The organism is Saltatorellus ferox (assembly GCA_007751475.1).
In the GTDB taxonomy this organism is placed as follows: Bacteria; Planctomycetota; UBA1135; order UBA1135.
Genome location: CP036434.1, coordinates 3,716,333 through 3,742,810 on the forward strand (window position 1 = coordinate 3,716,333; position 26,478 = coordinate 3,742,810).

At 67.8% G+C, this 26,478-nt stretch carries 16 protein-coding genes; 5 read left to right on the forward strand and 11 right to left on the reverse strand.

Features of this window, described 5'->3' with window-relative positions; all coding sequences use genetic code 11:
- Window positions 1-5: 5 nt before the first annotated feature.
- Window positions 6-1,571 (forward strand): right-handed parallel beta-helix repeat-containing protein, encoded by a 1,566-nt coding sequence (locus Poly30_RS13295; RefSeq protein ID WP_145198057.1) that lies wholly within the window; start codon window positions 6-8, stop codon window positions 1,569-1,571.
- A gap of 19 nt (window positions 1,572-1,590) precedes the next feature.
- Here Poly30_RS13295 and Poly30_RS13300 read toward each other — a convergent pair whose 3' ends face one another.
- The 4 genes from Poly30_RS13300 to Poly30_RS13315 all read right to left on the reverse strand — a co-directional run bounded on the left by Poly30_RS13300 (window position 1,591) and on the right by Poly30_RS13315 (window position 5,180).
- Complete coding sequence (locus Poly30_RS13300) at window positions 1,591-2,925, reverse strand: dipeptidase (RefSeq protein ID WP_419191341.1); 1,335 nt, start codon at window positions 2,923-2,925, stop codon at window positions 1,591-1,593.
- Between the two features lie 189 nt (window positions 2,926-3,114).
- Complete coding sequence (locus Poly30_RS13305) at window positions 3,115-3,411, reverse strand: RNA recognition motif domain-containing protein (protein WP_145198061.1); 297 nt, start codon at window positions 3,409-3,411, stop codon at window positions 3,115-3,117.
- A gap of 551 nt (window positions 3,412-3,962) precedes the next feature.
- Window positions 3,963-4,664 carry an urease accessory protein UreH domain-containing protein gene (locus Poly30_RS13310; protein WP_419191342.1) on the reverse strand — a complete coding sequence of 234 codons (702 nt, stop codon included), beginning with the start codon at window positions 4,662-4,664 and terminating at the stop codon, window positions 3,963-3,965.
- A 339-nt stretch (window positions 4,665-5,003) separates the two neighbouring features.
- Complete coding sequence (locus tag Poly30_RS13315) at window positions 5,004-5,180, reverse strand: YqaE/Pmp3 family membrane protein (RefSeq protein ID WP_145198065.1); 177 nt, start codon at window positions 5,178-5,180, stop codon at window positions 5,004-5,006.
- A 156-nt stretch (window positions 5,181-5,336) separates the two neighbouring features.
- Between Poly30_RS13315 and Poly30_RS13320 the strand changes: the two genes are divergently transcribed.
- Window positions 5,337-5,795: a nuclear transport factor 2 family protein gene (locus Poly30_RS13320; RefSeq protein WP_145198067.1), complete on the forward strand. Its 459-nt coding sequence runs from the start codon at window positions 5,337-5,339 to the stop codon at window positions 5,793-5,795.
- Window positions 5,796-5,817: 22 nt separating this feature from the next.
- Here Poly30_RS13320 and Poly30_RS13325 read toward each other — a convergent pair whose 3' ends face one another.
- The 4 genes from Poly30_RS13325 to Poly30_RS13340 form a co-directional block, all read right to left on the reverse strand.
- Window positions 5,818-8,286, reverse strand: coding sequence for a ThuA domain-containing protein (locus tag Poly30_RS13325; protein ID WP_145198069.1), 2,469 nt, complete (start codon window positions 8,284-8,286; stop codon window positions 5,818-5,820).
- A gap of 13 nt (window positions 8,287-8,299) precedes the next feature.
- Window positions 8,300-10,567 (reverse strand): c-type cytochrome, encoded by a 2,268-nt coding sequence (locus tag Poly30_RS13330; protein ID WP_145198071.1) that lies wholly within the window; start codon window positions 10,565-10,567, stop codon window positions 8,300-8,302.
- Window positions 10,568-10,681: 114 nt separating this feature from the next.
- Window positions 10,682-11,182: a hypothetical protein gene (locus Poly30_RS13335; RefSeq protein WP_145198073.1), complete on the reverse strand. Its 501-nt coding sequence runs from the start codon at window positions 11,180-11,182 to the stop codon at window positions 10,682-10,684.
- Window positions 11,183-11,386: 204 nt separating this feature from the next.
- On the reverse strand, window positions 11,387-15,031 hold the full coding sequence (locus tag Poly30_RS13340; protein WP_145198075.1) for a sigma-70 family RNA polymerase sigma factor: 3,645 nt from the start codon (window positions 15,029-15,031) through the stop codon (window positions 11,387-11,389).
- A 147-nt stretch (window positions 15,032-15,178) separates the two neighbouring features.
- Between Poly30_RS13340 and Poly30_RS13345 the strand changes: the two genes are divergently transcribed.
- The 3 genes from Poly30_RS13345 (at window position 15,179) to Poly30_RS13355 (ending at window position 23,822) form a co-directional block, all read left to right on the forward strand.
- A complete protein-coding gene (locus tag Poly30_RS13345; RefSeq protein WP_145198077.1) occupies window positions 15,179-17,728 on the forward strand; it encodes a HEAT repeat domain-containing protein in 2,550 nt (849 codons plus the stop codon).
- Entirely contained in the window at window positions 17,725-19,077 is a 1,353-nt protein-coding gene (locus Poly30_RS13350) for a TAXI family TRAP transporter solute-binding subunit (protein WP_145198079.1), read from the forward strand. The genes Poly30_RS13345 and Poly30_RS13350 overlap by 4 nt, the downstream gene beginning before the upstream one ends.
- Window positions 19,078-19,196: 119 nt before the next feature.
- Window positions 19,197-23,822, forward strand: coding sequence for a DUF6797 domain-containing protein (locus tag Poly30_RS13355; RefSeq protein WP_419191343.1), 4,626 nt, complete (start codon window positions 19,197-19,199; stop codon window positions 23,820-23,822).
- A gap of 34 nt (window positions 23,823-23,856) precedes the next feature.
- Here Poly30_RS13355 and Poly30_RS13360 read toward each other — a convergent pair whose 3' ends face one another.
- The 3 genes from Poly30_RS13360 to Poly30_RS13370 are packed head-to-tail and all read right to left on the reverse strand — an operon-like array spanning window position 23,857 to window position 26,476.
- A complete protein-coding gene (locus Poly30_RS13360; RefSeq protein ID WP_419191344.1) occupies window positions 23,857-24,645 on the reverse strand; it encodes an ABC transporter ATP-binding protein in 789 nt (262 codons plus the stop codon).
- Window positions 24,642-25,460, reverse strand: coding sequence for an ABC transporter permease (locus Poly30_RS13365; RefSeq protein WP_145198083.1), 819 nt, complete (start codon window positions 25,458-25,460; stop codon window positions 24,642-24,644). Before Poly30_RS13365 ends, Poly30_RS13360 begins: the two co-directional genes overlap by 4 nt.
- Complete coding sequence (locus Poly30_RS13370) at window positions 25,457-26,476, reverse strand: ABC transporter substrate-binding protein (RefSeq protein ID WP_419191345.1); 1,020 nt, start codon at window positions 26,474-26,476, stop codon at window positions 25,457-25,459. Before Poly30_RS13370 ends, Poly30_RS13365 begins: the two co-directional genes overlap by 4 nt.
- Window positions 26,477-26,478 lie beyond the last annotated feature (2 nt).

Below are 26,478 nucleotides of genomic sequence, written 5' to 3' on the forward strand. Positions count from 1 at the left end.
GTGCCGTGTTCTCGGCGGATTCATTCGGAGCGACGCCGGACCAGCCCGATGACGACGACGGGCCAGCGATCCAGGCGGCCATCGACGCGGCCATCGATTACTCGAACCTGAGCGGCGAGGCGGCCACGGTGCTGCTCACCGGAGGCGCCGAGTATCGGCTGAAGACCGGCAGGCGTGGGAGGGGGTATCTCGACCTCTCCTGCCACTTCGGGGCAGGTCCCGTCGTGTTCGATGGCGCGGGGGCCACGCTGATCGTGGAGACGCCGAGGCTCGGGGTGTTCTACATCGATCGGAGCGAGCGGGTCCGCATCCAGGACGTCGTGATCGATCTGGACCCGCTGCCGCACATCGCCTGCCGGGTGACGGCGGTGCACCGGAACGCGCGAACGGTCATCGCGCAGCCGTTTCCAGGGGCGACCGACCTCGCCCAGTTCCCTGGGTACTCCGACGAGTGGGGCTGGATTCACGATCCGGACGTTCTCCATCGCCCCAAGCGCGGCGTCGCCAGCTCCTTCGCCGTGACGGAGCGCACCCAGCAGGAGCCCGGGGGACCGATCCGCTTCACCATGACGCCGCAGGTGGACCTCGGCGACTTCGCGGTCGGCGACGTCCTCTCGTTTCTGTACCGGCGCGGGAACAACTTCCGCATCCAGTACTCGTCCGGCATCGAGCTTCGCCGGGTGATCAGCTACGGCGCGGGACTCTTCTTCGTCGCGACCACCCACGACGTGGGGCTGACCGTCCGCGACTGCGCGGTGCTCGTGAAACCGGGGCGCGTGCAGGCGACCGGCGGAGACGGCGTTCACCTCAAGTACTGCCGCGATGTTTCGATCGAGAACTGCTACTTCGAGGGGCTGAGCGATGACGGTGTCAACGTGTCGGCGACGATCGGGTTTCGCGTCGAGGGCTGCGAGTTCCACAGCAAGCGTCGCCAGGCCGTGGTGCTCGACACGGATCAGGTGGCGTACCGGTCACGGAACGGGGTCCTGCGGGACAACACCGCGACCTTCAACGGCAACTCGTTTCTCTATCACGATGGAGGTGACTACCGGTCGGTTCTGGTGGCGGGTACCAAGGTCCACGGGAACAACCGAAGCACCTCGGTCGAGCAGTCCTTCACCGGTCGCCTGGTCGAGCAAGGGACCGTGGCGATCGGCGGCGAGAAGGCCTCGCTGGCCTGGTCTGCGGACGGTGACGTCGGCGTCCGGAGCGAACTCTTCGGCGCTGCGGGCGCCCACCACTGGCGATTGATTCGGATCGCCACCGAGCGTGGCCAGAGGTGGCGACTGGAGGCCTTCAGGCCTGGCGGGCCCCAGCCATGGCTCTACCTGACCTACCTGCAGCACCTGAGCGTCGAGCCGTCGCGCCTTGGCGGGCCGCGCGACGACCCCGAGCGCGCGACGATCGACGCGCAGGTCTGGATTCAGGAGCGGGTGGGGGAGGCGACCGTTCGCTTGCTGCACGAGGCCAGCGGGCTCTACTTGGCGACCAAGGCGGAGCCATCGGGCGGCGCGCTGGGCATGACGGCCGACGTCCGCGAGGCAAGCGTCTGGACGCTGCTCCTGGACTGACGGCGAGCCCTTCGAGGTCTCACCGACCCTCGGAATCGGCGGCGATCTGAGCCGCGACGGCTTCGACCTCGCGCCAGACGCGCAGGGTGTTCCCGGACCAGAGCTTCTGGATCTCGTCCGCTCCGTAGCCGCGAGCGAGCAGCTCGCGCGTCACGTTGATGGTCTCGCGGGCGTTGTTCCAGCCCTCCACGCCGCCACCGCCGTCGAAGTCGGAGCTGATCCCGACGTGATCGATCCCGATCTTCTTCACGGCGTAGTCGATGTGATTCACGAAGTCCGCCACGTTGGCCTTCGGTCGCTCCTCGTCGAACGCCTTCATTCGATCGCGTAGCTGGCGCATCTTGGCGCGCATCTCGGGGTCGTCCTCGGCGGGTTGGATGCCGCCGCGCTCCGGCAGGCCTAGCTCCTTTCGAGTCGCCTCCAGGAACTGGCTTCGACCACCGTCGTCGCGGACGTAGCTCCTGAACGCCACGCACTGGATGACGCCGCCGTTTCGCTTGAGAGCGAGCAGCTCCTCGTCGCTCAGGTTGCGCCCGTGATCGAAAACGCCGTCGACGCCCGAGTGCGAGGCGAGGACCGGAGCCTTCGAATGAGCGATGGCCTGGAGTGTCGTCGTCTTGGCGGCGTGGGAGATATCGACCATGATGCCCACGCGGTTCATCTCCTCGATCGCGCGGCGGCCGAGGTCAGAGAGGCCGCCGTGGAGCGGCTCACCCTCGGGCATGTGCGAGTCGCCGAGCTGGCTGTGACCGTTGTGGGCGAGGCTCATGTAGCGTGCACCCTTCCCGTGGAACTCCTCGATGACAGAGAGGTCCGTCCCCATGCAGTAGCCGTTCTCGATCCCGATGCACGCGATCAGCTTGCCCGCCGCATGCGCGGCTTCGACCTGATCGGCCGTCACTGCGAGGGCGATTTCTTCGGGGTACCGCTCGGCCATCCGGTGGATCGCGTCGAACTTCGCGAGGGCCTGATTTCGCGCCAGCGCGTACCCGCTCTCGTCGAGCGCTCCCTGGCCGACGTAGACGATGAAGAACGCGGCGTCGAGGCCGCCGTCCCGCATCTTCGGAAAGTCCACCTGGCTCGTCCCGTCGACCGTGGGCTCGTTCTTCTCGTAGAGCCTCTGGCCCTCGGGATCACCGGCGTCCGCGAGGGCTTTCAGGCTCGGATCCGCGAGCCGATCGGAGATGTCCTTGTGGGTGTCGAGGGTGAGAACGGCGCGATGGATCTCCCATGCCGCTTCGTCCGTGACTTCCTGGGACGCTGGACGGCTGGCGGTGAGGGCCGCGGACCCAGAGATGGCAGGGAGGCCCGAGACGACAAGGAGACTGAGCGCGCTGACGGTTCGAATGTCCATGCCTGCCATGGTAGCGTCCGAACGACTCCGCCAATGAAAGGACCCCCGAGCCCACAGGGGGCTCGGGGGTCTCGTTGTCTTATCCTGGCCATCGATGATGGAACGTGCCGTGAGGCGAGTTCCACCTGGCAGGCTCAGCTGGAGAGATCTTGTGAATCCATCAGCGGAGCCATCAGGAGGGGGGCTGATTTACCAGCCGCCGCCGCCGCCACCGCCGCGGTTTCCACCGCGGGGCTGGCGCTCCTGCGCCTCGCTCACCTTGATGTTGCGGCCGTCAAGCATCGCACCATCAAGAGATTCGATGACCGCTTGAGCTTCCTCAGCGGTCCCCATTTCGATGAAACCGAAGCCGCGGGGCTTGCCGGTTTCACGGTCGGACACGATGTGCACGTCCTTGACGGTGCGACCATCCTCGGAAAAGGTTTCGCGGAGGGTCTGGTCAGTCGTGTCCCAGGAGAGGTTGCCGACGAAGAGTCGAGTACCCATTAAGTTGTCTTTTTCGGTGGTCAGCGCGCCAGGGCCAACCACGGAATGGGGCTCGGAACACGGAACATCCGTCTTGCTAGATTCAGAGATTGATGAGCCAACCAACGATTGGTTGACCCGGTGCATCGCGTCGCTGGAAGAGTGATCTCCCCTCGGCACTTTGCGCGTACCGGCGTATCCTACGCGCCAGGAAGGGCAAAAGGGTCCATCGTTATCGGCATCGGGGAAAGGAATGGGTCAATCCTCCTGCCGCAGACCGCCCCCGGGAGGTCCCGAGGACGCGAAAGTCCGCCTGGCGCCCCCGGGAGGGGCGCCCAGGAGCCCTTTGCAACTTGGTGGAGTCCCTCGAAAAGATTCGGGATGCAGCCGGGCAAAAGCTGTGATCCAGCCTTTTCTTGGACGCGATACCGCTCCCTTGGACGGAGCGGCCCGTAACCCTGCGAGTCAGAGCTCGGTCTTCGGAGTGAACCCTTTCCTCTGGAGCTTTCCCACGATGATCGAGACCTTTCCAACCGTCCGGCTCGCGCCGCTGCCGGCCCATCGACTTCCGCCTACGAAAAGGTGGTCGCCAGCCACCACAGACCGATGGCGACGGTGACCGCGCCCACCGACTGGAAGAAGCGCGGCATCCACGTCGTGCCCAGAGAACGCGTGATCCGCCCGAGGACCGCCCCGAAGGCGGTCATGAGAACGATCGACGCCACGATGTACGCGGAGATATAGGTCGCCGCTTCGGTCCGGCCCATGGCCAGTGAGGGGAGGACCGCCCAGAAGTGCCCCGCTCCGGCAAGTCCGTGGACGAGGCCTATGCCGAGGGCTGCGTGGCGGTGCTGCTCCCCGCGGCCGTGCTTCGCACCCTTGTGCCCATGCTCATGGACGTGCAAGTGAACGTGGCGCGACTCGTCGTGGATGTGCTGGTGTTCGTGAATCACCAGCCCGCGACCGCGCCGAATGGCATGGAGCCCGAGGCCAACGAGCAGTACGCCAACGAGCCGCTCGGACCAGCCGGAAGCGACGTCGACCTGGGTGGCCGAAAGCAAGGTCTGGCCGAGGACGCCGAGGATGGCGACGCCGACGCCATGACCCACCCCCCAGCTCGCGCCCACCAGCCAGGGGCGAATCCGGCGCACCTCACCGGGGCGCGTGGCGTCCACAGCTTCCTCGACGGCGAGGGGTGCGACCCCCACGAGGTGATCGGGCCCGGTCAGAACGTGGGCGGCTCCTGCCAGGAGACCATCGATCGCGAGAATCATTCGTGGACGCCGGGTCCATGTCCCGGCGCAGCTACCAGGGGCGTCAGAGAAACTTCCATGGGACAACCCCGGCGTTTGCCGAGTCGCCAACGGCCAGCCGGTCGCCCCGGCGGTAGCTTGCCAATCTCTTGCCCGTAGGGCGCTGCCTCTTTGTTGAATCAAGCCCGGTTCTTGATCGCATTTCGCGGGGGAGCGCGCGATGAGCGCTGGGTCGGAGACGGCGAAAGCCGCGTTCACGCATACCATGACCGCCCGGCGGATCGAACTTGAGCCGGGCGGTCGGGATGCAGATACGCGGTTCCGGCGATCTCGCGGGCCACGGACGTCCGCGATGCCGGGTCAGGCGGGCTGAACCGCGCCGCGGTCCTCTACGAAGAAGAGCGCGTGGATCGCACCGGGGAGCCAGAAGATCATCGTCAAGATCAAGTTGATCCAGAACTGCTTGCCGAGGCCAACCTTCAGGAAGACGCCGAGCGGTGGGACGAGGATGCAGAAGATCAGTTGGAGGAGTGCCATAGTTCGGGAGTGTGGTTGGGCAGCGACTGGCTGCGGGTTGCGGTGAGGCGTGAAAGATCATCTGAGCGCCTTTCTTTCCCACGAGGACTGAACAGAAATTTGGCTATCCTCGATTTAGCCTGCTCCTTAGGCCTTCGCCCCCCTGGCCCGACCTCCATGCACCCGAACGAAGCCCTGCTCCATGAGTTCTACGGAGCGTTCGCACGCCGAGACGCTTCCGCCATGGCGGCCGCCTACGCAGACGACGCGCGCTTCAGCGACCCCGTTTTCCCGAACCTCGACGCGAGCGAGGTGCGCGCGATGTGGAAGATGCTGCTGGAGAGAGGCAAGGACCTCGCCGTGACGTTCGGGGGCATCTCCGCCGATGACGCCCGAGGGAAGGCCCACTGGGAAGCGACCTACACCTTCAGCGCCACGGGTCGTACGGTCCACAACGTGATCGACGCGACGTTCGAGTTTCGGGACGGCAAGATCGTCCGTCACGTGGACGCGTTCGATTTCTGGCGCTGGAGCCGGATGGCCCTCGGCGCGAAGGGGACGCTGCTGGGCTGGACGCCGCTCGTTCGGAACAAGGTCCGCGAGACCGCGGCGCGTCAGCTCGCCAAGGCGAAATGAACGCGACGCGTCTTCGGGTCGACTAACGGAACTCCGCTGGTTTCCGCGGGCGCACGTCGAGCGCCTCGTAGTCGAAGCCGCTCTTTCTCGGCTCGTAGGTTCCCACGATGTCGACGTCTAGGTCGGGCTGGATCTCGTCCTCGCGGCCAAGTCCCCAGAGGACCGCGTTCAGCAGCAGTCGGCGCATGTCCTCGCACTGGAAGTCGCGCGCGCTTCCCATCGTCGTGTTGAACACGCGGGACGTCTGGCCGCTCGCCCCGGTCCAGAGCTTCGTCCACGCGACCGGGAGCGGCTCGAGGTCGGTGTTCGGCGCGTCCGTCGGGTTCCGACTCATGAGCGGCTGGCCCATGAGGAGCGCGGTGCAGTCCCGGGGCAGCGACTCGCCCTCGGGGTACGTTCGGTAGACGTCGGTCGGTCCCCAGACGTCGTCGACGCCGCGGAGCACCGGGTGATCGGCGTTCGCAGGGACGGGCGTGGCTCGCGTCGAATCCTGGCTCCAGCGGCCGTGGTGCCCGCGGAACGCGCCGCCAGCCACGTCCTCGCCGAACCGCTGCCGCTTGCCATCGACCTGGTAGTCCCAGTCGATGAACCCGTGGTTGCCGGTCCTCACGACGAGGATCGGCTTTCCTGAATCGAGGTAACCGTAGATCGACGCGAGCTGCGCTTCCGGCAGCGACAGAAGGCGAGTGTAGAACACGACGGCGTCGGCCGAACGCAGGTACTCGAGGCCAGGGATGTCGTGTTCGACCGCCTTGTCGTCCCACTTGATCTTCGCGTTCGGTTCGACGCGGCCCTGCTCATCCTGCTGGAAGACGACGGTCGTGTGCATCCCGTGCTTCTCGGCGAAGAGCCGCGCCAGCATGGGCATGCACTCCTCGCTCCGGTACTCCTGGTCGCCTGCCAGGAAGACCACGTGGGGAGAGGCCTCCGTGGCGTCCTTGGCGCTGTAGGTGAGCCACCGCGGATCCTCCGGGACAGGGTGCGCCCGTGGGGCGGCCGCTGCCGGGATCTCGTTCACGGTGTAGTAGGCGTCGCGGTGCAGCAGCTCTTCACCCTTCGCCGAGCGCATCGCTGCGAGATCGAACTCATGGACGTGGCCCTTCTTGAGCTGATCGAGCCGGATCCGGACCGTGAGGCCGTCGTCCGACACCCTCGCGGACTTGACCTTCGGCACCGTCTGATCGACCTCGGGCCCGCCGTACCCCGCGTGGTAGATGTGCGTGAACGTACCCAGCGCCCAGGTCTTCGGATCGCTCGCCACCTCTGGATTTACCGGAAGCGTGAAGCGCACGTCGAAGCCATCCGGCAGGATGGAGATGCGCTCGATTTCGAACGGCACCTTGCCGGTCCACTCGACCCGCTCCAGCGCAAAAGGCTCGATGCCGCGCACCGGCCAGCCGCGGTTGGTTCCACCCGCGATGAGGTTGCCTTCCGGCGTGAAGGCCACGTCCAGCAGCCCGGTGGAGAGGCCCTCGCGGAACGGATAGCACGCCCCCTGCCAGACGCCGTTGACCTTCTCGGTCGTGGCACGCAGCAGGACGGAGAGGCTGAAGTCCCCGAGAAAGATCTGATCCTCGAACGGTCCGAACCTGCCGCCGGTGTGATCGAGCGCGAAGCCCATGATCGAGCGCCCCATGCGGATGTAGGGAAACACCACGGCGTAGGGGGTGAGCTCCGGAACCTTCTCGCGCTCGATGACGATCCGCGAGCCCGATTCTGGAACGGCGGGCGCGTCGCCCATGTTCGGCGCAAAGGGGTACCAGTTGTAGCTCACCGGGTGCCCGTGGAAGCTCCCCTCGGTGATCGCCTTCAGGCTGCAGGAGGAGTTCCACGGCCCCTGGCTCTCCATGTAGAAAAGGTCGCCCGTCTCGTTGAATCCGATGCCGCCGGGGCTGCGCAGGCCGCTGGCCATGGGGATCGTCTCGCCCTCCGGCGTGACCTTCATCACCCAGCCACGGAAGAGCGCGCGAGAGTGGTACGACATCGAGAGTCCCAGCGCGACGTAGCGGTTGCCTTCGTCATCGGGCCCGGCGCCAAACGCGTACTCGTGGTAGTTCTCGTAGCCCCAGCCGTCCGAGACCGTATCGAACCGGTCCGCCGTGCCGTCGCCATCGGAGTCGGTGACGCTCGTGAGCTCGCAGCTCTGGGTGACCATCAGGCCGCCCTCGATGGGGGACAGCCCGAAGATCTCGTCGAGCCCGCTGGCGAACAGCTCGTAGGTGGGCTCGGGCCGCGGGCCATCGACACCGCTTACCAGATAGATATCGCCGTGCCGCGTCCCGACGGCGATGCGGCCGTCGGGGAGCTGGGTGAACGCGCCGGCCTCGAGGACCAGCTCCTCCGGGATCGGCAGGCTGATGATGCGGTAGTACTCGCGCTCGCGGGACTCGGTGCCCCAGCGATCCCCGAGGTCCTCGGCGTGCCCGAGGGCAGCGCAGGCCAGCAGGCAGCCGGGAAGGAGACCGCGACGGATGCCGTTGGAGGGACGCATTCGAACGCGAGGATCAGTTGCCGAGGTCATAGGAGATCTCCAGGGAGGTGCGGCCAGCCGGCATGCGGAGGTCGATGAGAAGTTCTTGTTCCCCTTCGGAAGAGCCGGCGATCGGCCTCGATCGCGCGCTGCCCTCGGGGGTCCCGACGATCACGCCGCCCGATCGGTAGCGTCCACCGCCCAGGGGCTCGATCGGGCCAGACAGCAAGCGCAAGGTCAAGCTCGTGGCCGCATCGGTGCCCAGGCTGATCTGGCGGCGAAGCAGGTACCGCCCGTCGAGTTCGATCGGCGTGATCCGGTCCTCGATGGCCACGCCGTTCACCTCGTAGCGGATCGTCGGCACACCGTAGGCGTCGAGCCGGTAGCCATGGAAGCGATAGCCGTGCTGTCGCGGGTACGTCGGGTCGGCGTTGATGGGCTCTTCCTCCGTGGTGATCGGCCGAAGGGGCCAGGGCGTATCGTCCGTGATCTGCTCGAGCCAGGCGACGTCCCTCGGGAGCGCGGTCGCCTCCGTGCGTGGATAGAAGTCGCCGGCGCCCTGTCCGTTCCAGTTGACCGAGACGAAGTCGCCGCGCCAGATCGCGGCGAGCGAGCCGTTCTGGGCATCGAAGGCGTAGTGAATGCCAGCGGGGAACCCCACGGCGATGCCGCGGAACCCGGCGACGCGGCTGCGGCCGCGATAGACGACCGGCCGATCCTCGACGTCGAGGTTCCACTGGGGCTGGTAGATCCCGCGCGGGTCGCGGGCGCTGGTCCCGAGCCGGAGGTAGTGCCAGATCGCGGCGATCTGTCGATCGGTGCTCCCTTCGAGCACGTCGTCCAGCGCCGCGACGCCGCCGGGCCAGGACTCGGGCATGACGATGCCGGGGAGCTTCTTCTGGGGCGAAACGAGCAGGTCACGGAACCACCGCTCCTGCAGACGCTCCGGAGCGGTGAGGAGATCGAGGCCCTGGAAGCTCGGCGCGGGCTTGCCGTTGAAGGTGTGGCAGGTCACGCATCCGAGGCCGGTGACACCGAGCATCTTGTGTGCGGCGTCGCGCGCCTCGCGCTCGTTCTCGCCGGTTTCGGCGGGGAGTTCGAGGGACGCTTCCCCGTCGACCTCGGCGAAGAGCGCCGGGAGGTGCCCGACGTTGTCCGCGCCGAAGACGGGCATGCGCGTATGCATGTACGGGCGGACAGAGGCGCCGTCGAGGAGCACGCGCTCCATCCAGGCGGGGCGCAGCTTCGCGCCGACGCCGGTGAGGTTCGGTGGACGGCGCGCGTGGTCGCCGAGGTCCGGCTCGTCGGTGACGAGGTACGCGTCGAGTCGCTGGGGGACACCGCCCGCGTCCTCACGGACATGGCATGACGTGCAGCGAAGGGCGCCGAGGGTCGAGGCGATGTGCTCGGCGGAGGTCAGCGGCGTCCCGAGCGTCGGAAGGACTTCCCTGAACGCGGAGCGCTCTTCGTCGGTCAGCGCATACTGCGGCACGCCGGGGCCAGGCTCATCGGCCAGGCAGCCCGCGAACACGTCGCGGGCGGCAGGGGCGGCGAACGTCTCGCCCGCGGCGTCGAACCCCGCATGGCAGCTCCCGCACTGAAGGACGCGGAAGCGCTCGCGTCCGGCCGCCGCGAGGGCGGACTCGGGCACGGCTTCCGCGTCCTTGGGGGCTGCCGGAGACAGGTAGACCGCCAGATCAGCCGCTTCGCCGCGGCTCAGCTGCATGTCGGGCATCAGGCCAGAGGGCCGATGGCGGAGCGGGTCCAGCAGGAACGTCGCCAGTGCGTTCGTCCCGTACTTGTCGGCGACGTGCTCGAGGGAGCGAGCTCCCTCAGGCCCGACCGGTACGCGGGACGCTCCGTCGGTCGCGGCCATCGGGCCGTGACACATGACGCAGCCGACTTCATGGAAGAGGCGCTGCCCGCGCTCCGCTGAAGCGTCCGCATCCGCGGATGCTTCCATTCCTTCAGCGTTCGTCTCCGTTCGAAGAAACGCACTGAGCTCGGCCGCCGCGAGCGCTCGCTCTTCGGGCGGCATGGCGCCGAGCAGTTCAGGCATGCGAGTGCCGGGTTGCGCTGCGTGCGGTGAAGCGATGAAGGCCTCCAGGAAGCCCGGATCGATCAGCGGCACGGTCCTGCGTAGATCGGGTGCCGGGCGAAGACCCGCGGTCTGGAGGTCAGCGTGGCAGGCCGCGCATCCGAGGGCAGCGATCTCTTCACGAGCGCCTCCCTGGGCCAGGCCGGCCGGTCCGAAGGCAAAGCTGCCGAGCACTGCGAAGGCCATGAGGCGGACGTACATCATGGCGTGAGGATAAGGGACGGCTTCGAATTCGCCCCTTGGCGATTCGCCATAGTTGCCGCACGGCGGCGCGCGGGTCTAAATGGCCACTTCCACCCGGGGTGGGAGCCTGGTTCGCTAAGCGGCAGGCGGCTGGCCGAGCCAGCGATCGAGCGCGTCCACGATCGGGTCGTACGCCCGGATCGAGGCGAGCACCGTGACGACCACCGCGATGTAGGTGCCCGCGCCTGCGTCGTACTCAGGTGTCAGACCCCCTTCGTAGATGACCCAGTTGAGGCCGAAGAAGAACGCGATGGCCGCACCTGCGAAGACGTAGGGGGTGGCGCGGTTCGTCGAGATCGGGTGCGTTTCGCGGCTCTTCCTGGCGAGCCGATGCGCGCGCTCCCTGATCTCCGCGGAGACGGGCTGTTCGGCCTCCTCGGATGGATCGGTGGCGGCTGGATAGAACCATCGATCGAGCCGCGCCACCACCGGATCGTAGAGCCAGACCAGTCCGCAGATGGGAAGCGCCAGCGCCACGAAGAAGAGGCCGAGTTGAGCCTTGCTCCCCTGGAGGTTGATCGGGCCGAGCCACCAGAGAAGAAAGAAGAACGCGCCGATCGTAAGAACGAAGGCCACGCCGGGCGTTGCCGGATGCGAGGCGAAGGAACGTGGTCGAGCGGCGCGGGGCCTCGTCCTTGGGTTCCTGTCTGGTTCGTGCTGGGTGGGAGGCATGGCGAGAAGCCCTACGCACAGCGGGAATTCCCATTCAGGTCTGCGCCGGAGCGATCCAGAGGGTGACACAGCTCCACGGGATGCGCCACTGCCCTGTGGCTCGAGGCTTCATCGCTCCACCAGATCGACGGGAAGTGGCACGCTCGTGACACCATCCAGTTCCAACTCCTGGTCGATCACGGTTTTCAGCGAGGAGATCCTCTCCGCGACGATGCTGCACCGTACGCGGTAGGCGCCTTTCCAGAGTCCGGTGAGCTTCACCCCGGTTTCACCGCGGGAGTTCATCGAGCGGTGAATCAGCGGATCTCCCGACGGCATTCTCGCCTTCGACCAGGCCGAGGGAGCGATACGCGGCGGACTCGTTCCCTGGGCGGTTTCGATCTGGAAGTCGAGGGAGGATCCAGCGGGGAACTCCGCCCACGTCAGGTCGTTGGCGCCGTCCGTCAGCTCGATGTCCGCGAGAAGGAGCGGAGCCACGGCGTGGCCCGTGTCGATCCAGACGGAGTACCTGCCTGGAGCGAAGCCGCCGAACGCCAGGTCCTGGCCCTCCAGCGGCAGCAGAACGTGCTCCGCCTCGATGGCGGCGACGATCTCATCCGCCGTCGCGTCCGCCCCGACCCTGGACGAAAGGAGGAGCACGCGGCGGGACGGTGCACGTCCCGGTTGGATGCCCTCCGGCAGTCGGACGACGGCCGTGGGAGCGGCGGTGAGCTGGAGTTCGACGCCCTCGGCGGGGCCGGTCAACCGGACCGAGCCGCCGTCTTCCGCCGCGCGTAAGAGCGAATGCCAGGCGGTCAGTGTGAGCACCTTGCCGGCCTGCGTCGCGACTTCGAACGTGCCGTCGCCGCGTACCTGGATGGAGTTCGTTGGAGTGCCGGGAGCGTCGAGATAGCGATCGGTGCCGAGGGGCGTGTCGTCCGAGGCGGAATCGATCACGACGCGGGCCGCGCCCATGTCGCCGCCCCTGGGTAGCGCCACGCGGCCACGCACGACGCCGCCCTGCGTCAGGTCGAGAGTGATCCTGGTGGGTTCGGAACCTGGCAGGACCTCGAAGGGCTCCGTGGCGGTGCCGCTCTTCAGGTCCCGAAGCCGGTACGTGGCCGGAAACAGGGGGGCGAAGCGGAACAGGTCGTCGTCCCAGTTCGGAGCGTCGATGAAATCGCGCGAGTTCTCCACCCAGGTCCCGTCCTCGCGTCGGCCTTCTGCGGCAATTTCCACTCGAATACCGGGGCGCCTCGGCACACTCGCCAGGATGGCGCCTGCGCGCTGAAAGGCCACGTCGATCGGGCTCTCTCCTGTGAGGTCGGAAGGAGTCAGGACGAGGTTCACCGCGAGCACATCTGCGCCGCCGCGAAGCCAGAGGCTGTGCGAGGTGGCAGTTGGCGCGAGGGGCACGGCGATGCGTATTTCGCCAGCGAGGGGGTCGTCCCCGATCACTCGAGCACCGAAGACGGTGTAGGTGGATGGCAGCTGGACCACGCCGTCGATCGAAGTCCGCAGGATGAGCTCCGCGATCCGCGGAAGGGTGAACTCCAGCGCGGCTCCACCGGCCTCGAGGTCCACCGACCCCGCCAGCAGACCATCGTATCCCCGGATGGTACGGCCGACTCTGACGTCCACGAGACGACCATGAAGACCCGTCAGCTCTGCGACACCGTCGGGCCCCGTGGGGATGGCGTCCTTCATGGGGTGGTTGCCCTGGTTGAAGGCGATGACGTACCAGCCCTCGGCGGGTGTCCCGTCGGCGTTCCGCACCGTGACGGTGATCTCTCGGGCGGGAACGAAGTTCACTTCAAGACCTTCCGCCGCGGTCGGCGCCACCCGAAGCTCCGCCATGAGGCCCTGCGGTGACTCGGCGAGAGCGCCCGTGAAGCCGTCGGGTGGGCTCTCGACGACCACGCGCCGGTGCTCAATACGCGCCGTCTCCGGCGTGTGGCGGTATGCACCGGGGGCCGGACGAAGCGAGAGGATCGTTCCGTCCGGGATGGACGCGGTCAGCTCATCCTGGGCCAGCGGCCATTCCACGCGGTCTCTTCCTGGCATCGCCCGGACAGGGAGCTTCACCTCTGCGGACGCGTCGGGAACGCGAACGCGACTGTCGCTCCACGACTCTCCCGCCAGCGGGGCTTCATGGATCCAGAGCGGGCCGGCTGGCAATCCCCGGATGAGAGCCACCCCCGCTTCATCCGTGACCGCGCTGGCTCCGAGAATGGGCCGGATGTTGGGAACGGCGATCCACGGATCCTCGCTGGTACCGCGTGTCCGGCTCGGCATCACCTGCTCGTGGGCCGTGATGCGGATGCCCGCCAGCGGAACCGACTCGTCGCTGGCGTCGTGGACATACACCTTCACCGTTCGAGCTGGTTCCAGGGTCACGCGTAGAACCGACTTCGGCGAGCGTTCCGAGGAGAGCAGCTTCGCCGCGCCAACGGCCTCATCTGTTCGCACGACGGCTCGCAGGGAGCCCGCGGGCACCGACTCGAAGTTCGCCAGGCCGTCCCCGTTCGTCCGCCCACGGCCGACGATGAGGCGCCCGAAGCCCGCGTCGAGCGCGACCTCCGCCCCCGCCATCGGCTTGCCGTTTCGCACGACTTGGACCTCGACATCGGTGGCGCCGGGGCGAAGGATCACGTCGGGGGCGCGATACGGCCGGGTGGCATCTCCGTAGACGCTCATGTAGGCACAGCCCGCAAGGCCTCCAGATAGGCTGGCAAAGACGGAGCCAAATCGATCCTCCGGCGCGCTGCGACCGGGGCTATCGAGCCGATACTCGCCCTCTTCGTCGCTCACGCTCTCTCGGGTTTCACCGGTTCCGAAGAACAGCTGAACCCGCGCGCCTTCCACGGGCCTCCTACGCTCGTCCATCACCCGGCCGGTGATCTCGAGCGTCGGTTCGGTGTCCACAGGATGAGCTTCTGACGGGGCCGTCAAGACGGGCGATGTACGTTCGGCCTGATCGGCGGATGGATGGGCACTCGCAAGATCGCCATCCATCAGCGAGGCCTCTTCCGCATGGTCCACCGCCAGGGTTGCACCGCCGGGGTTCTCCGAGGGGGAGCGGAGGAACGCGAGTGCGACCAGCGCGATCAGGGCCGCAGCGGCGGCGAGTTTGGTGAGCGTCATGGCGGTGAGGAGGGCGGCCGTGCTGGCCGCGCCGACGGGCGCAGCGGTGGTCAGTGGTGCGGGGGTGGACGATCCGGGGAGGCGGGCGATCATCACGAGCGCCAGAGTCCAGCCTTCCGCGCCACGCCCCGAGGAGGCCAGTGAGTCGCGAAGGCGCTGGAGCGCGCGCGAAATGCGCTTGCGCGCGGTCGCTGGCGCGACGTCGAGGCGAGCACCGATCCAGGCGGCGTCGCGTTCGTCGAAGTAGCGCCAGACGATGAGGTCGCGATCGGCCGGATCGAGGGCGGCGATGGCCTCCGCGAGCTCGCGATGGAGAGCCAATCGATCGTGGGTACTCGGCTCGCCCTGGACTGTTTCCGGCGTTGCTGCGAGGGCTTCCGCATCCGTACGGGCGCGGACTCGAGCGCGGACCCGGCTCGCTCGGCGACGAGCGACGGTTCCGAGCCAGTGACGGAGCGGGCGCCCATCGATCGTGGGTGCGGCCACGAGCGCGGCCGTCAGGACATCCTGGGCGAGATCCTCTGCGCCGTCCTCGCCCGTGACAAGACGGCGCGCAAGTCGCCGGAGCCAGGGAGACTCGGCTAGCAGTGCATCGAGTGAAATGGAGCGATCAGGGGAGTCGGAGTGCATGGTGGTACGCCTCTGATGCTACGGCGCAGGTCGCCGTGACCCGGGCTCCTCGATTTTTCTATCGCGACACCGTGCAGAGCGGAAGGTGAGCGGCCTCGCTCGCCATTTATGGGTGACCTGCGCCACCCGTTGGGCCAAGATCTGCCCATGCCTCAACGACCCGATGCTTCCATGCGCTTCGTGCTCCCCGCCGGTTTCCTCCTCCTGACGGCCACTTTCGCGGCTCCGGGAGTCTCCGGGGGCGGCGCGGTGGCGCCGCCGCGTGCATTGGCGCTCTCCCCGGAGATGCAGGACGACGAGGCGGAGGCCCTGGCGCGACTGAACGAACTGCTCGACCTCGCGCGCTCCAAGGACCCGGTGGAGCGCGAGACGGCCGCCACGGGGCTGGGCGAGGAGCCCTCCCAGAAGGCCGATGCTGCGCTGCTCAAGCTCGCCGAGGACGAGGACGTGATCGTTCAGCTGGCGGCGATCCGGGCGATGGCGGGTCGCGAGTCCACTTCGGTCACGAAGCTGCTCACGAAGCTCGCGCTGGAGTCTCCTTTCACGCGCGTGCGGCGCGCTGCGGCGGAGTCGCTCGCGAAGACGAACGGGGAGGAGGCGCGCGATGCGCTGCTCAAGAAGGCCTCAGGGAAGACCGCGCTCCGGGCAGCCGAAGCGCTTCTGTGGGCCGAAGCCCTCGCTGCGAGCCAGCGTGGCGAGGCTGCACAGGATCCGAAGGCGGTGGAGAAAGACGTGAAGGGCCTGCGCAAGATGCAGAAGTCCAAGGACCCCGATGAGCGCGTGGCCGCGGCCGGAGCGGCCGTGGCGATCTCGACGCGTTCGGGGGAGCCGCGCGCCGAGCTGATCCAGGAGGGACTCGTGGAACATCTCGGTGACTACAAGGCCTCGGAGATGGCCTGCGCCGTCCTGGAAGCGGTCGAGAGGGCGCCCGATCCGGCCGACCTGGAGGTGCTCTCCCGCGTCATGGCGACCGACGGGCTCATGACCGTGATCGAGCGGCGGCTGGAGCGCGCGCTCCTCGCGACCCTGAAGGTCCTTCCCGAGAGTGAACGCAGCGCGGCGCTGACGAAGATGCTCGGTGGCCTGAAGGGCGACGGTGAGTTCCGCGGTGCCCGCCTCGCGCGCATCGCGGCGATCCAGGGCGAACGTGGGCTCGGCGAGGAGGAGCGCGCGAACATCCTGCGGGCGATCATGCAGGGCGGGAACGTCGATGCTCGCGCGGCCGCCGCCAAGGCCCTGGCGACGATCGGTGACGAGGGGGTTCAGCTGGCCTTGAAAGAGCTATCCAACGATTCGGTGGAGGCGCGTCTCGGCCTCCAGTGCATCCGTGTGGTCCAGCAGAACGGATCGCTCGTACCGGAAGAGGAGAGCAAGAAGGAAGACGGCGAGGCGAAGGCAGAGGCCAAGGCCGATCCGAGCGACGCCGTCAAGTTCCTCATCGTGCTGGCCGAGGATCACCCGAGTTCGCTCGTGCAGGAGCAGGCGGTCATCGCGCTCGGACAACCCGGGATCCATACGGCAGCCGTGACGGCGCTGACGGAACTCGCGAAGACCGGCCGCGGCATCGACCTGCGCAACGTGGCGACGGTGGCCCTGGGCCGCACGCGCGCGGAGACGGCCGTGGCGACGCTCGCCGAGCTGCTCCGGCACGACGACTGGATGATGCGTGCCGCAGCCGCGGAAGGCCTGCTGCAGGTTTCCCGGATGGAGTGCGTCGCGCCGCTGCTCGACGCGCTCGACGACGAGAATCCCCAGGTTGCGGCGACGGCGGAGGAAGCGCTGAAGAGGTTCTCGAACCGTGAGGGCGAGGACGTCGAGCGTTCGACGTGGCGCGATTGGTGGGCGGCGAACGGCCAGCGCGCCCGGTTCCGCACCCGCGAGGAGACCAGGGCTCGCCAGGAGCGCTACGGCTATTCGGTGAGCGATGCCCAGATCTACGAGGGCCTCGACGTGATCGTCGTCCCGGGCCTCGGTGACCATATCGAAAAGGTCCTCGAGCAGCTCGGGATCGAGTTCCGAACGGTACAGGCCGGCAAGCTGGACGAGGCAGCGCTGCATCCCGGCGCGATCCTGCTCATCGGCTGCACGGGCGAGATCTCGGCCTCCGACGTGGAGGTCGTGCAGTGGTACGTGCGAACGGGTGGCGCTCTGTTCACGTCCTGCTGGGCGCTCACCCACACGGTCGTCCCCACGAGCCCGGCGGTGATCCGCAAGGCACCAACGCCGGGCGAGGTCGTGGACCACGTGTTCGCGCGACCGACGACCTCCGCCCTGGAATCGCCGTATCTCCGCGGCGTCTTCGATGGCGGGGTCCAGCCCTTCTACAGCCTGGAAGGCGCGCATCTGATCCAGGTCGTGGATCCCGAGCGCGCCGAGGTGATCCTCGATAGTCCGTACACGGCGGCGCGGCACGGATCCGGCGATCTCAGCGCCTACTTCCGCATGGGCCACGGAGTGATCCTCGACACGGCGAATCACTTCGAGGAGCAGGGCTTCACCTCGGCCGAGGGCCTCAAGGGCGACGAGGAGTGCCAGGCCTTCGCCGTGAACCACATGGGCTACAGCCTCGAGGACCTGCGCCAGACGCGGGACGAGAAGTGGTGGAAGAGCGCGTCGAAGGCGGCGTCGGAGATCGCGGATCTCTCCGTGTTCAGGATCCTGACGAACTTCGTGCGAGAGAAGCGGATCAACGGATGACTGCGCAAGAGAAGCCTCTCGAAGCGGGAGAGAATCGCAGCAAAACGCCAGAACCCGAGTCGCCCGACCGCGAGCTGCGCCGCGACCTTCTGCGGCTCTGGGCTCCCCTGGCGCTGGTCACGTTGATGGGTGCCCTCCTGGCATTTAGGTGGGTCGGTCCCGCACCGCCGGAGCGGCTGGCGATCGCGACCGGGCCGGCGGGTGGAGGCTACGCCGAGGCTGGCGAACTCTTCGCGAAGGCGCTGCGGGACGCGGGCATCGAGGCGGACCTCGTGGCGACGCGGGGCTCGACGGAGAATCTCGACCTCCTGCGAAGGGGAGAGGTCGACGTCGCGCTCGTTCAGGGTGGACTGGCGAAGGACGAGGAGCCCGAACTGGCAGGACTCGTCTCGCTCTACCTCGAGCCGCTGTGGATGCTGGCGACCACGCCGATCACAGGGCTCGCGGAACTCCGCGGCGCGGCCGTGGAAATGGGGGCCGAGGGAAGCGGTACCCGGGCGCTCGCGGAGCAGCTTTTCGAGGCTGCCGGCGTGTCCGTGGAGGCCCGTGGAGGGGACACGGAAACTGCGGTCGCCTCGGTCCAGAGCGGCGAAGCCAAGGCCCTTCTGCGGGTGGCCGCGCCGCGTTCCGCGCTCGTGCGTGAGCTGATCGATTCGGAGGGGGGACTCGTCCCGGCCAGCCTGGAGCGCGCCGAGGGCATCGCGCGCACGCTGACCTTCCTGCGGCACGTGCGGGTGCACGCCGGGTCGATCGACCTCTCGGCGGGTGAGCCGACGCGTGATATCGAAACCGTCGCGCCAGCGGCCACGCTCCTCGCCCGGAAGGGGCTTCACCCCGCGGTGATCGGACTCCTCGTCGAGTCGGCAGGGATTCACTTCTCGAGCCGCGGTGTGCTCGAGGACGAGGGCGAATTCCCGTCCCTCGCGCTGCTCGACGTGCCGCCTTCGCTGGCCGCCAGGACCGCCCTCGAGTCCGGGCCGTCCTTTCTGTACCGGGCGTTCCCGTTCCAGATCGCGGCCTTGATCGACCGCCTGAAGTTCCTGATCTTGCCGCTGATGACGCTCCTGTTCCCGCTCTTTCGGATCGCGCCACCGCTCTATCGGTGGCGCATCCGGCGCAGGATCTTCCGCTGGTACGGCCGCATCCTTGCGCTGGAGAAGCGGCTGCACGAGGCGCAAGCCACGCCGGAGGAACTCGCGGAGGCGGCGCGGGAACTCGACCGTTTCGACGACGAACTCTACGCCGTTTCGGTCCCCCTCAGCTACGCGGACGAGCTGTACAGCCTCCGGCTGCACCTGAAGATGGTGCGGGAAGACATGCGGAGCGGGAGAGGACGCTGGGCGAGCTGAGTCCCTTCCCTCGAGTGGACCGGGACAGGCCTTGCGTGCGCGAACTGACTTGAATCCCAGGCGAAGAGTTCGGCCTGCCGCGTGCGAAACCCGGAGAGATCGGGAGAATGGAGCCCAGCATGATCTGCATCCTCCTTCGCGTCCTTCAATTCACACTCCCGTTCTATTTCCTCGGCGCGGCGTGCTTCGCCCAGGGGGACAGGTCGCGCGTCGTCTTCCTGGTGGGCGAGGAGGAGTACGGGTCGGAGCGGACGATGCCGCGGCTCGCCGAGCAGCTCGAGCGCGAGCTGGGCCTCGACGTCGACGTCCGGATCGCGAGCGGCCGCGCGATGCCTGAACCTCCCGCGCTCGACGAAGCGGACCTGCTCGTGATGTTCCTGCGCTTCCGTGAGCCGAGTGAGGCGCAGCTCGCCGCGCTCGATGCCTGGTTCGATGCCGGCAAGCCCGCGCTCGCGCTGCGGACGACGAGTCACCTGTTCTGGGAGAAGGACCTCAAGGGGTGGTTCCCGCCGCGCTTCGGCGGGCATTACAAGTCCCACGCGGACAACGGGACCGGGACCGTCACGTCGATCGCGGCGTCGGCGGCGAAGCACGTCATCCTTCGCGGGATGCCGGATGGCGATTCCATGGGCTACGGCGGGACGTACAACGCGCAGCCGCTGAGCGACGGCGCCACCGTGATGCTCTTCGGTCGGACCGGTGCGTTGCCTTCGGAGCCCGTGGCCTGGACCTTCGAGCCAGCGCCCGGCGTGCGGCGCTTCTACACGTCGCTCGGATCCGAGGGAAACTTCGAGCGTGAGTCGTTCCGTCTTCTGCTCGCGAACGCCGTGCTGTGGGGGCTCGGTAAGGACGTGCCTCCGGGAGGTGCGCCGGGGTTCGGGGGCGAGGAGCGACCGCAGCCAGGTTCCACGGCGGTGCCGCCCGCGCCGCGCTCCGGGGTGCGCGACGGCGCATCGAGCCTCTTCTCCGACGGTTCCCTGGAGGCCTGGCGTCACTGGGATCCGAGCGTGGAGCCGCGCGCGATCGGCATCGATACGCGGGCGGATTCGTCAAGCGGTGGGCCCCGCTACGACTTTCCGCGCTGGGAGACCGACGGGAACGCGCTGGTGGCGCGGCCGGGCTTCGGCGACCTCGTCACGAAGGCCGAGTTCGGCGACTATCACCTGCACCTGGACTTCCTCGTGCCCCGCGAGGACGCCGCTGCGGCTGCTGGCTTCCGCGGCACGAGCGGTGTGTATCTCTCCGGACGCTGGGAGGTACAGTTCGCTGACTCCAATGGAGCGAAGATCGACGACGCGAGCTGCGGCGCCATCCACGGCCACCGTCCGCCGCTCGTGGACGCGGCGCGTCCTGCGGGCGTCTGGCAGTCGCTCGATGTGACCTACGAGCACGCGGCGGGCGGACCCGCAAGGGTCTCCGTCTGGCTGAACGATGTGCTCGTCCAGGACGACGTGTCGCTCGAGGAACGCACGCCCTACGGCTTTCTCGACGCGTTGCCCGGCATGGTCCTCGGCGACGGCCACGCGCGCTTCATCAGCGAACCCGGGGAGCCGAGCCAGAAGCTCGACTGGTCCGCGGAGTCCTTCGCGGTCTCGGCCCGGTTCCGTTCACGCGCCGATGGAACGCTCTTCTCGAAGTGTCCGCCGGCCGGCCCCTGGGTGCCGGACGCGAAGGCGCTGTTCCTGCGCGGCGGGCGGCTCGTCTATGACATCGGCTGGATCGGGGCGGTGGAGACCGAGAGTCGTTTCGACGATGGGGAATGGCACGGGGTGGTGCTCGGCAGCGACAGGGGGCACGCGCGGATCTGGGTGGACGGAGACCTGCAGGCCGAGAGAGAGACCTTCCGCGCCGATGACCGGGACGACTTCGTCTTCAAGGTGGGGGCGGCGAACGCGGACTTCGGCGGTGCCTACGGCGGGGAAGTCGGCGACGTGCGATTCTTCGCAGGCGGTCTCTCCATTGAGGAAGCACGGGCGCTTTCCGCGGGCCGCCTTCCCGGGAAGAAGGCCGTGCTGACATGGACGGGCGAGGAGAACAGCGCGCAGCCCGCGGCGGCGCGCGGCGACTCGCTGCGCGGCCCGATCCGCCTCCAGGCGGACTCGTCCCGCGTGCGCTTCGCCAACGTCTGGGTGAAGCCCCTCGCCGATCTCGACCACGCTGGGCTGATCGCGGGCTGGGACGACGCGAGCTTCGAGCGCGGCCGTGAAACCTATATGTCGGCGTGCGTGAGCTGCCACGGCGCCGACGGCACGCGGCCCACCAATCCCCAGGCGCGCCCGTTCGCCACGGGCGTGCTGGAGCGCGGATCCGATCCTGTGAGTCTGTATCGAACGATCATGGAGGGTTTCCGCACGATGCCGAGCAATCGCTGGCTCGCACCGGAGCAGACCTACGACCTCGTGCACTTCCTGCGAGAGTCGTTCCTCAGGGAGCAGAATCCCTCCCAGTACTTCGACGTGAGTCCGGAGTACCTCGCCGCGCTGCCCAAGGGGCGCAAGCACGGCGGGCGCCTCGGCGACGCGGACGATCAGGTGGAGCGCGACTTCGGGCCCGTTCTCGCCAGTCAGCTGGGCGACGAGGTCGGTGCGAGCCTGACGGTGCGCCTGGGGCCCAGGGTCTCGATGGCCTACGACCTCCAGCTCATGGAGTCTCCGGCCGCCTGGACGGGTGGCTTCCTCGACCTCTCGGAGACCCAGCACTACCAGCAGCGCGGTGAAGGCCGTGCGCGGCCGGAGGGGGAGCCGCTCTTCGGCCTCCAGGGATACGGCTGGGGCCACGGCGGAACCCTCGACTGGGACCGCTCCGTGCGGCCGCCGCGTGGACCGCTACCGCGCGCGCTGCTCGACTACCACGGTCATTACCTCCACGGGAGCGACGTGGTGCTGAGCTACGCCATCGACGGCCGCGAGGTGCTGGAACGGCCTGGCCTCGAGGCCTCCGCAGGCCTGCCCGTCATCACGCATCGAATCCGCGTGGAGGCCGGGGAGCAGCCGCTCGTGCTTGCGCTCTGCCACGATCCACTGGGGTTGCGGCAGCCGGAGAGCGTTTTCAGCGAGGCCGGATCCGAAGACGGCTACCTGCCCTGGAACCTGATCGCCCGCGGCTCGCCGAGCGGCGAGAACCTCGCGCCGTTCGCGGCCGCTGCCGTCCTCGGCGAGGGCCACCTCACGCTCGACGACGAGCGGCGCGTGATCCTCCGCGTCCCGCCCTCCGACACGGCGCAGGAGTTCTACGTTCTACGCCTCGCCAGCGAGAGCGGCGAGGACCTCGAGGGGTTCGAGCTCATGCTCGACAGCCTGCGCGAGCGACCGCTCCCGGAGTCTCCCGCCGCCCAGGTGGCCGGAGGCCCCGCGCGCTGGGCGGAAGAACTCGTGACGCGAGGGGAACTCGGCGCGCAGAGGCCCTACGCCCTCGATACGCTCGCCCTGCCGGAATCGAATCCCTGGAACGCGTGGATTCGCACGAGCGCGCTCGACTTCTTCGAGGACGGCCGCGCTGCAGTGTCGACCTATGGAGGCGACGTGTGGATCGTGTCAGGGATCGACGATGAACTCGGCGAGCTGCGCTGGCGGCGCTTCGCCGCGGGCCTGTTCGAGCCCATGGGGCTGCGGGTCCTGGACGGCCTCGTGTACGTGACGTGCCGCGATCGCATCACGCGCTTGCACGATCTCGATGGCGACGGGGAGGCCGACTTCTACGAGAGCTTCTTCGCCGACCCCGACGTCTCACCGAACTTCCACGCGTTCAACTTCGACCTGCAAACCGACGCAGAGGGCGCTCTCTACTACGCCAAGTCAGGCCAGTACACCGATTTCGCCCTGCCCGGAGGGGTCCTGAAGGTCGCCCGTGACGGTCGAAGCTACGAGGTCTACTGCACGGGCCTGCGCACGCCGAACGGCATGGGGATGAGCCCCGAGGGGCGGCCACTCGTCAGCGACAACCAGGGCAACTGGATCCCTGCCTCGAAGATCTCGCTGGCTCGCCCCGGCGGGTTCTACGGGGTCTTCACGGCGATCGACACGAACCAGCCGGGCCGGAAGACCCGCGATGACTTCGATCCGCCGGTCATCTGGATGCCCCAGGCCCTCGATAGCTCCAGCGGGGGCCAGGTCTGGGTCGATGACGAGCGCTTTGGGCCGCTCGCGGGCCGCTACCTGCACACGAGCTTCGGCAAGGGCTGGATGTACGGCCTCGTGATCGACGAGCTGGAGCAGGGCGCGGTCTGGCGTCTGCCGTTTCAGTTCGACGCCGGGCTGCAGCGGCTGCGCGTGAACCCGAAGGACGGTCAGGTCTATGCCGTCGGCCTTTCGGGCTGGCAGGGCCCGGCCGAGGGGGCCGATGGCTGCCTGCAGAGGGTGCGCTACACGGGAGGGGAACGGCCGATTCTGATCGGGGCGCGGGTTCGCCATAAGGGCGTCGAGCTGGAGTTCAGCGCGCCGGTGGACGCGGCTCTCGCGGGGGATGCGGAGCGCTATGCGGCACGGCGCTGGAACTACCGATGGACGCGGAACTACGGATCGGCGCACTACTCGCTGGAGCACGCCGACCGCGAGGGCGAGGACGAGGTGAGGGTGCTCGCCGCGCGCGCCGACTCCAGCGGATGCAGGGTGCTCGTGGAACTCGAGAACCTGGGGCCGTGCGACCAGCTCGTGCTGCAATTCGATGTCGCAGGGACCGATGGCGGACGCCCGGGCGAGGATCGGGGTCAGGAGGTGTACCTGACGGTCCACGAGGTTCCGAAGTAGTCGCTCTACAGTGGAACCGTCGTCGCACCTGACCTCAGACCCGCCGCTCGACGCCGAGGACCTGGAAGATCAGGTCCTTCATCTCACGGAACGGCGGATCGTCCGAGTCCCTCGGGCGCGGCATGTCGACGTCCAGCACCGAATGCACCGTCGCTGGCCGACGCGTCATGATCGCGACACGGTCCGCCAGCTCCAGCGCTTCCGACACGTCGTGGGTGACGAGGATGCAGGTCTTCCCGGTCTTTTCCCAGATCCGCACGATCTCGCGTCGCATCTCGATCCGCGTGAACGCATCGAGGGCGCCGAAGGGCTCGTCGAGGAACAGGACGTCGGGCTCGACGGCGAGCGCGCGCGCGAACTCCACGCGCTGCTTCATGCCGCCGGAGAGCTCGGACGGGAACGAGCGCTCGAAGCCCTCGAGGCCCACGAGTCGGATGTACTTCATCACGTGCTCGTCCTTCGCCTCGAACGGCATCTGGCCGAGCCCGAAGCCGACGTTGTCCCAGACGCTGTACCACGGGAAGATCCCGGTCTCCTGGAAGACGAAGACGCGCTTCGGGTCGGGTCGGGTGACCTCCTCGCCATCGACCTGGATCGAGCCGCCCGAGGCACGCTCGAAGCCCGCCATGCAGTTCAGGAGGGTCGATTTTCCGCAGCCGGAGGGTCCAACGATCGCGAGGAACTCGCCCTCGCGCACCGTCAGGTTCACGCCGTCGAGCACGTGGACCTCGCCCTTCTTCGTCGGGAAGGTCTTGTCGACGCCCTCGACCGTGATCTTGTCGCGTCTCGGGGTCTTGCCCGGTTCTGGCATTGCTTCGCTCATCGGCGTGACATCCCGCGGCGCGCGAGCGCCGAGGCCTCCAGGTTCGACATGGCCATATCCAGCGCGAGCCCCACGAGCCCGATCACCACCATCGCCGCCGCGACGTAGTCCATCCGCAGGTTGTTGCGTGAGTCATTGACCTGGAAGCCGAGGCCGCTCGTGACACCGAGCATCTCCGCCGCCACGATGACCACCCACGCGATGCCGAGCGCCAGCCGCAGGCCGGTGAGGATCTGCGGCAGCGCGGCCGGCAGAATCACGCGTCGGAAGAGGCCCAGCCCGGTGACGCCGAAGTTCGCGGCCGAGCGCAGGTACTTCAGTTCGATCGAGCGCACCGCCGAGGTCGTGGCGGTGACGATGGGGAAGAAGCTCGCCAGGAAGATCAGGAAGATGGCCGAGGAGTCGGACGCGTCGAACAGGATGCGCCCGGCGAGCATGAAGTTCGCGCCCCCGAAGATGACCACGGCGAACGGGATCCATGCGATGGGTGAGATCGGCCGCATCATCTGGATTGTCGGATTGAAGAAAAGGACGACGTCGCGGTTCCATCCCATCCAGACGCCCAGCGGGATGCCGATGCCGGCGGCCAGGCAGAATCCCCAAGCCACGCGAAAGACGGACGCGGCGATGTTTCTCCACAGGACGCCGTCCGTGGCCAGCTCGCGGAGCCCCTGGAGCGTGAGCCACGGTCCGGGCACCTCGGTGATGTCGTTGCCCCAGGTGGCGACCTGCCAGAGCGCGATGGTGACGACGAATCCGAGAGAGCCCAGGGCGAACTTTCGCCACCAGGTCGCGGGCGCTTGGGAGTGGCTCATCGAGGTGCCTCCGCGCCTGAACCCGCAGCAGGTCGCAGCGGCAAGCTCCTCGCCCGTCCTCGCTCGAACCGGACGTCACAGTAGTCTTCGAAGCCGAACGGATCGTCGGCGGTCACGGGACGCTTGGAAAAGAACCCGAGGCGCTCGGCGTAGCGCTGGATCTCGGCAAAGTCCTCGCGGTTGAGAGCGAGGTCGGTGTACTTCACGCGGTCAGGCGGTTTCGACAGGACGTACTTGAGCAGATCGGTCGGCTGACCGTAGTAGAGCCCGCCTAGCTGCGCGGCCTGCATACGAGGCGAGATGCCGAAGTCACGCGGCATCGTGATGGCCTCGGGTAGCGTGCCATCGGCGGTCGCTTGCAGCTGGTCCTCGGGGACGACTTCACCTTCGAGGTAGATGCCCGCGATGAGCTGATCTTCCGGCCCCTGGTCGATCCACTCGCCGGAGGCGGTGATCCCGGAGACGAGTTCCTGGACGAGTTCGGGCTGACGGTCGATCAGTTCCTGCGTGACGACGAGGACGCACGAGATGAAGTTCGGCCAGATATCCTTGGTGTAGTACAGGATACGGCCGAACCCCGCGATCTCCGCGCGCGCGGCGTGCGGCTCGCCGACGATGTAGGCCTCGAACTGACCGGCCTTCAGACCCGCCGGCATCTCCGGCGGCGGGAAGTCGATCAGGGTCACGTCGGAGTCGTTGAATCCGTTCTGCTCCTTGAGCCGCTCGATCAGGACGCGCTGGTTCGAGTAGCGGTGGGGGATCGCGATGCGCTTGCCGCGCAGGTCGGCGAAGGTCTGGTAGGGCGAGTCCTTGGCGACGACCATGCAGGTTCCGTCGCGATGCCCGAGGTGAACGATCTTGACGGGCTTGGTGCCCTCGCGGGCGAGCACCATCGCGAGCGGCGCGAGGATGAACGCCGCGTGCAGGTTGCCCGCCTGCAGGTCCTCGGTCATGGCTGGCCAGTTCGTGTACCGCTTCGAGGCGAACACCGTGCCTGCATCCGAATGTTCGGTCACCC

Bases quoted from the DNA above. Each gene is read 5' to 3' on its own strand.
- Poly30_RS13300 (WP_419191341.1), bottom strand. From the start codon at position 2,925: ATGGACATTCGAACCGTCAGCGCGCTCAGTCTCCTTGTCGTCTCGGGC.
- Poly30_RS13305 (WP_145198061.1), bottom strand. From the start codon at position 3,411: ATGGGTACTCGACTCTTCGTCGGCAACCTCTCCTGGGACACGACTGAC.
- Poly30_RS13310 (WP_419191342.1), bottom strand. From the start codon at position 4,664: ATGATTCTCGCGATCGATGGTCTCCTGGCAGGAGCCGCCCACGTTCTG.
- Poly30_RS13315 (WP_145198065.1), bottom strand. From the start codon at position 5,180: ATGGCACTCCTCCAACTGATCTTCTGCATCCTCGTCCCACCGCTCGGC.
- Poly30_RS13320 (WP_145198067.1), top strand. From the start codon at position 5,337: ATGCACCCGAACGAAGCCCTGCTCCATGAGTTCTACGGAGCGTTCGCA.
- Poly30_RS13325 (WP_145198069.1), bottom strand. From the start codon at position 8,286: ATGCGTCCCTCCAACGGCATCCGTCGCGGTCTCCTTCCCGGCTGCCTG.
- Poly30_RS13330 (WP_145198071.1), bottom strand. From the start codon at position 10,567: ATGATGTACGTCCGCCTCATGGCCTTCGCAGTGCTCGGCAGCTTTGCC.
- Poly30_RS13340 (WP_145198075.1), bottom strand. From the start codon at position 15,031: ATGCACTCCGACTCCCCTGATCGCTCCATTTCACTCGATGCACTGCTA.
- Poly30_RS13345 (WP_145198077.1), top strand. From the start codon at position 15,179: ATGCCTCAACGACCCGATGCTTCCATGCGCTTCGTGCTCCCCGCCGGT.
- Poly30_RS13350 (WP_145198079.1), top strand. From the start codon at position 17,725: ATGACTGCGCAAGAGAAGCCTCTCGAAGCGGGAGAGAATCGCAGCAAA.
- Poly30_RS13355 (WP_419191343.1), top strand. From the start codon at position 19,197: ATGATCTGCATCCTCCTTCGCGTCCTTCAATTCACACTCCCGTTCTAT.
- Poly30_RS13360 (WP_419191344.1), bottom strand. From the start codon at position 24,645: ATGAGCGAAGCAATGCCAGAACCGGGCAAGACCCCGAGACGCGACAAG.
- Poly30_RS13365 (WP_145198083.1), bottom strand. From the start codon at position 25,460: ATGAGCCACTCCCAAGCGCCCGCGACCTGGTGGCGAAAGTTCGCCCTG.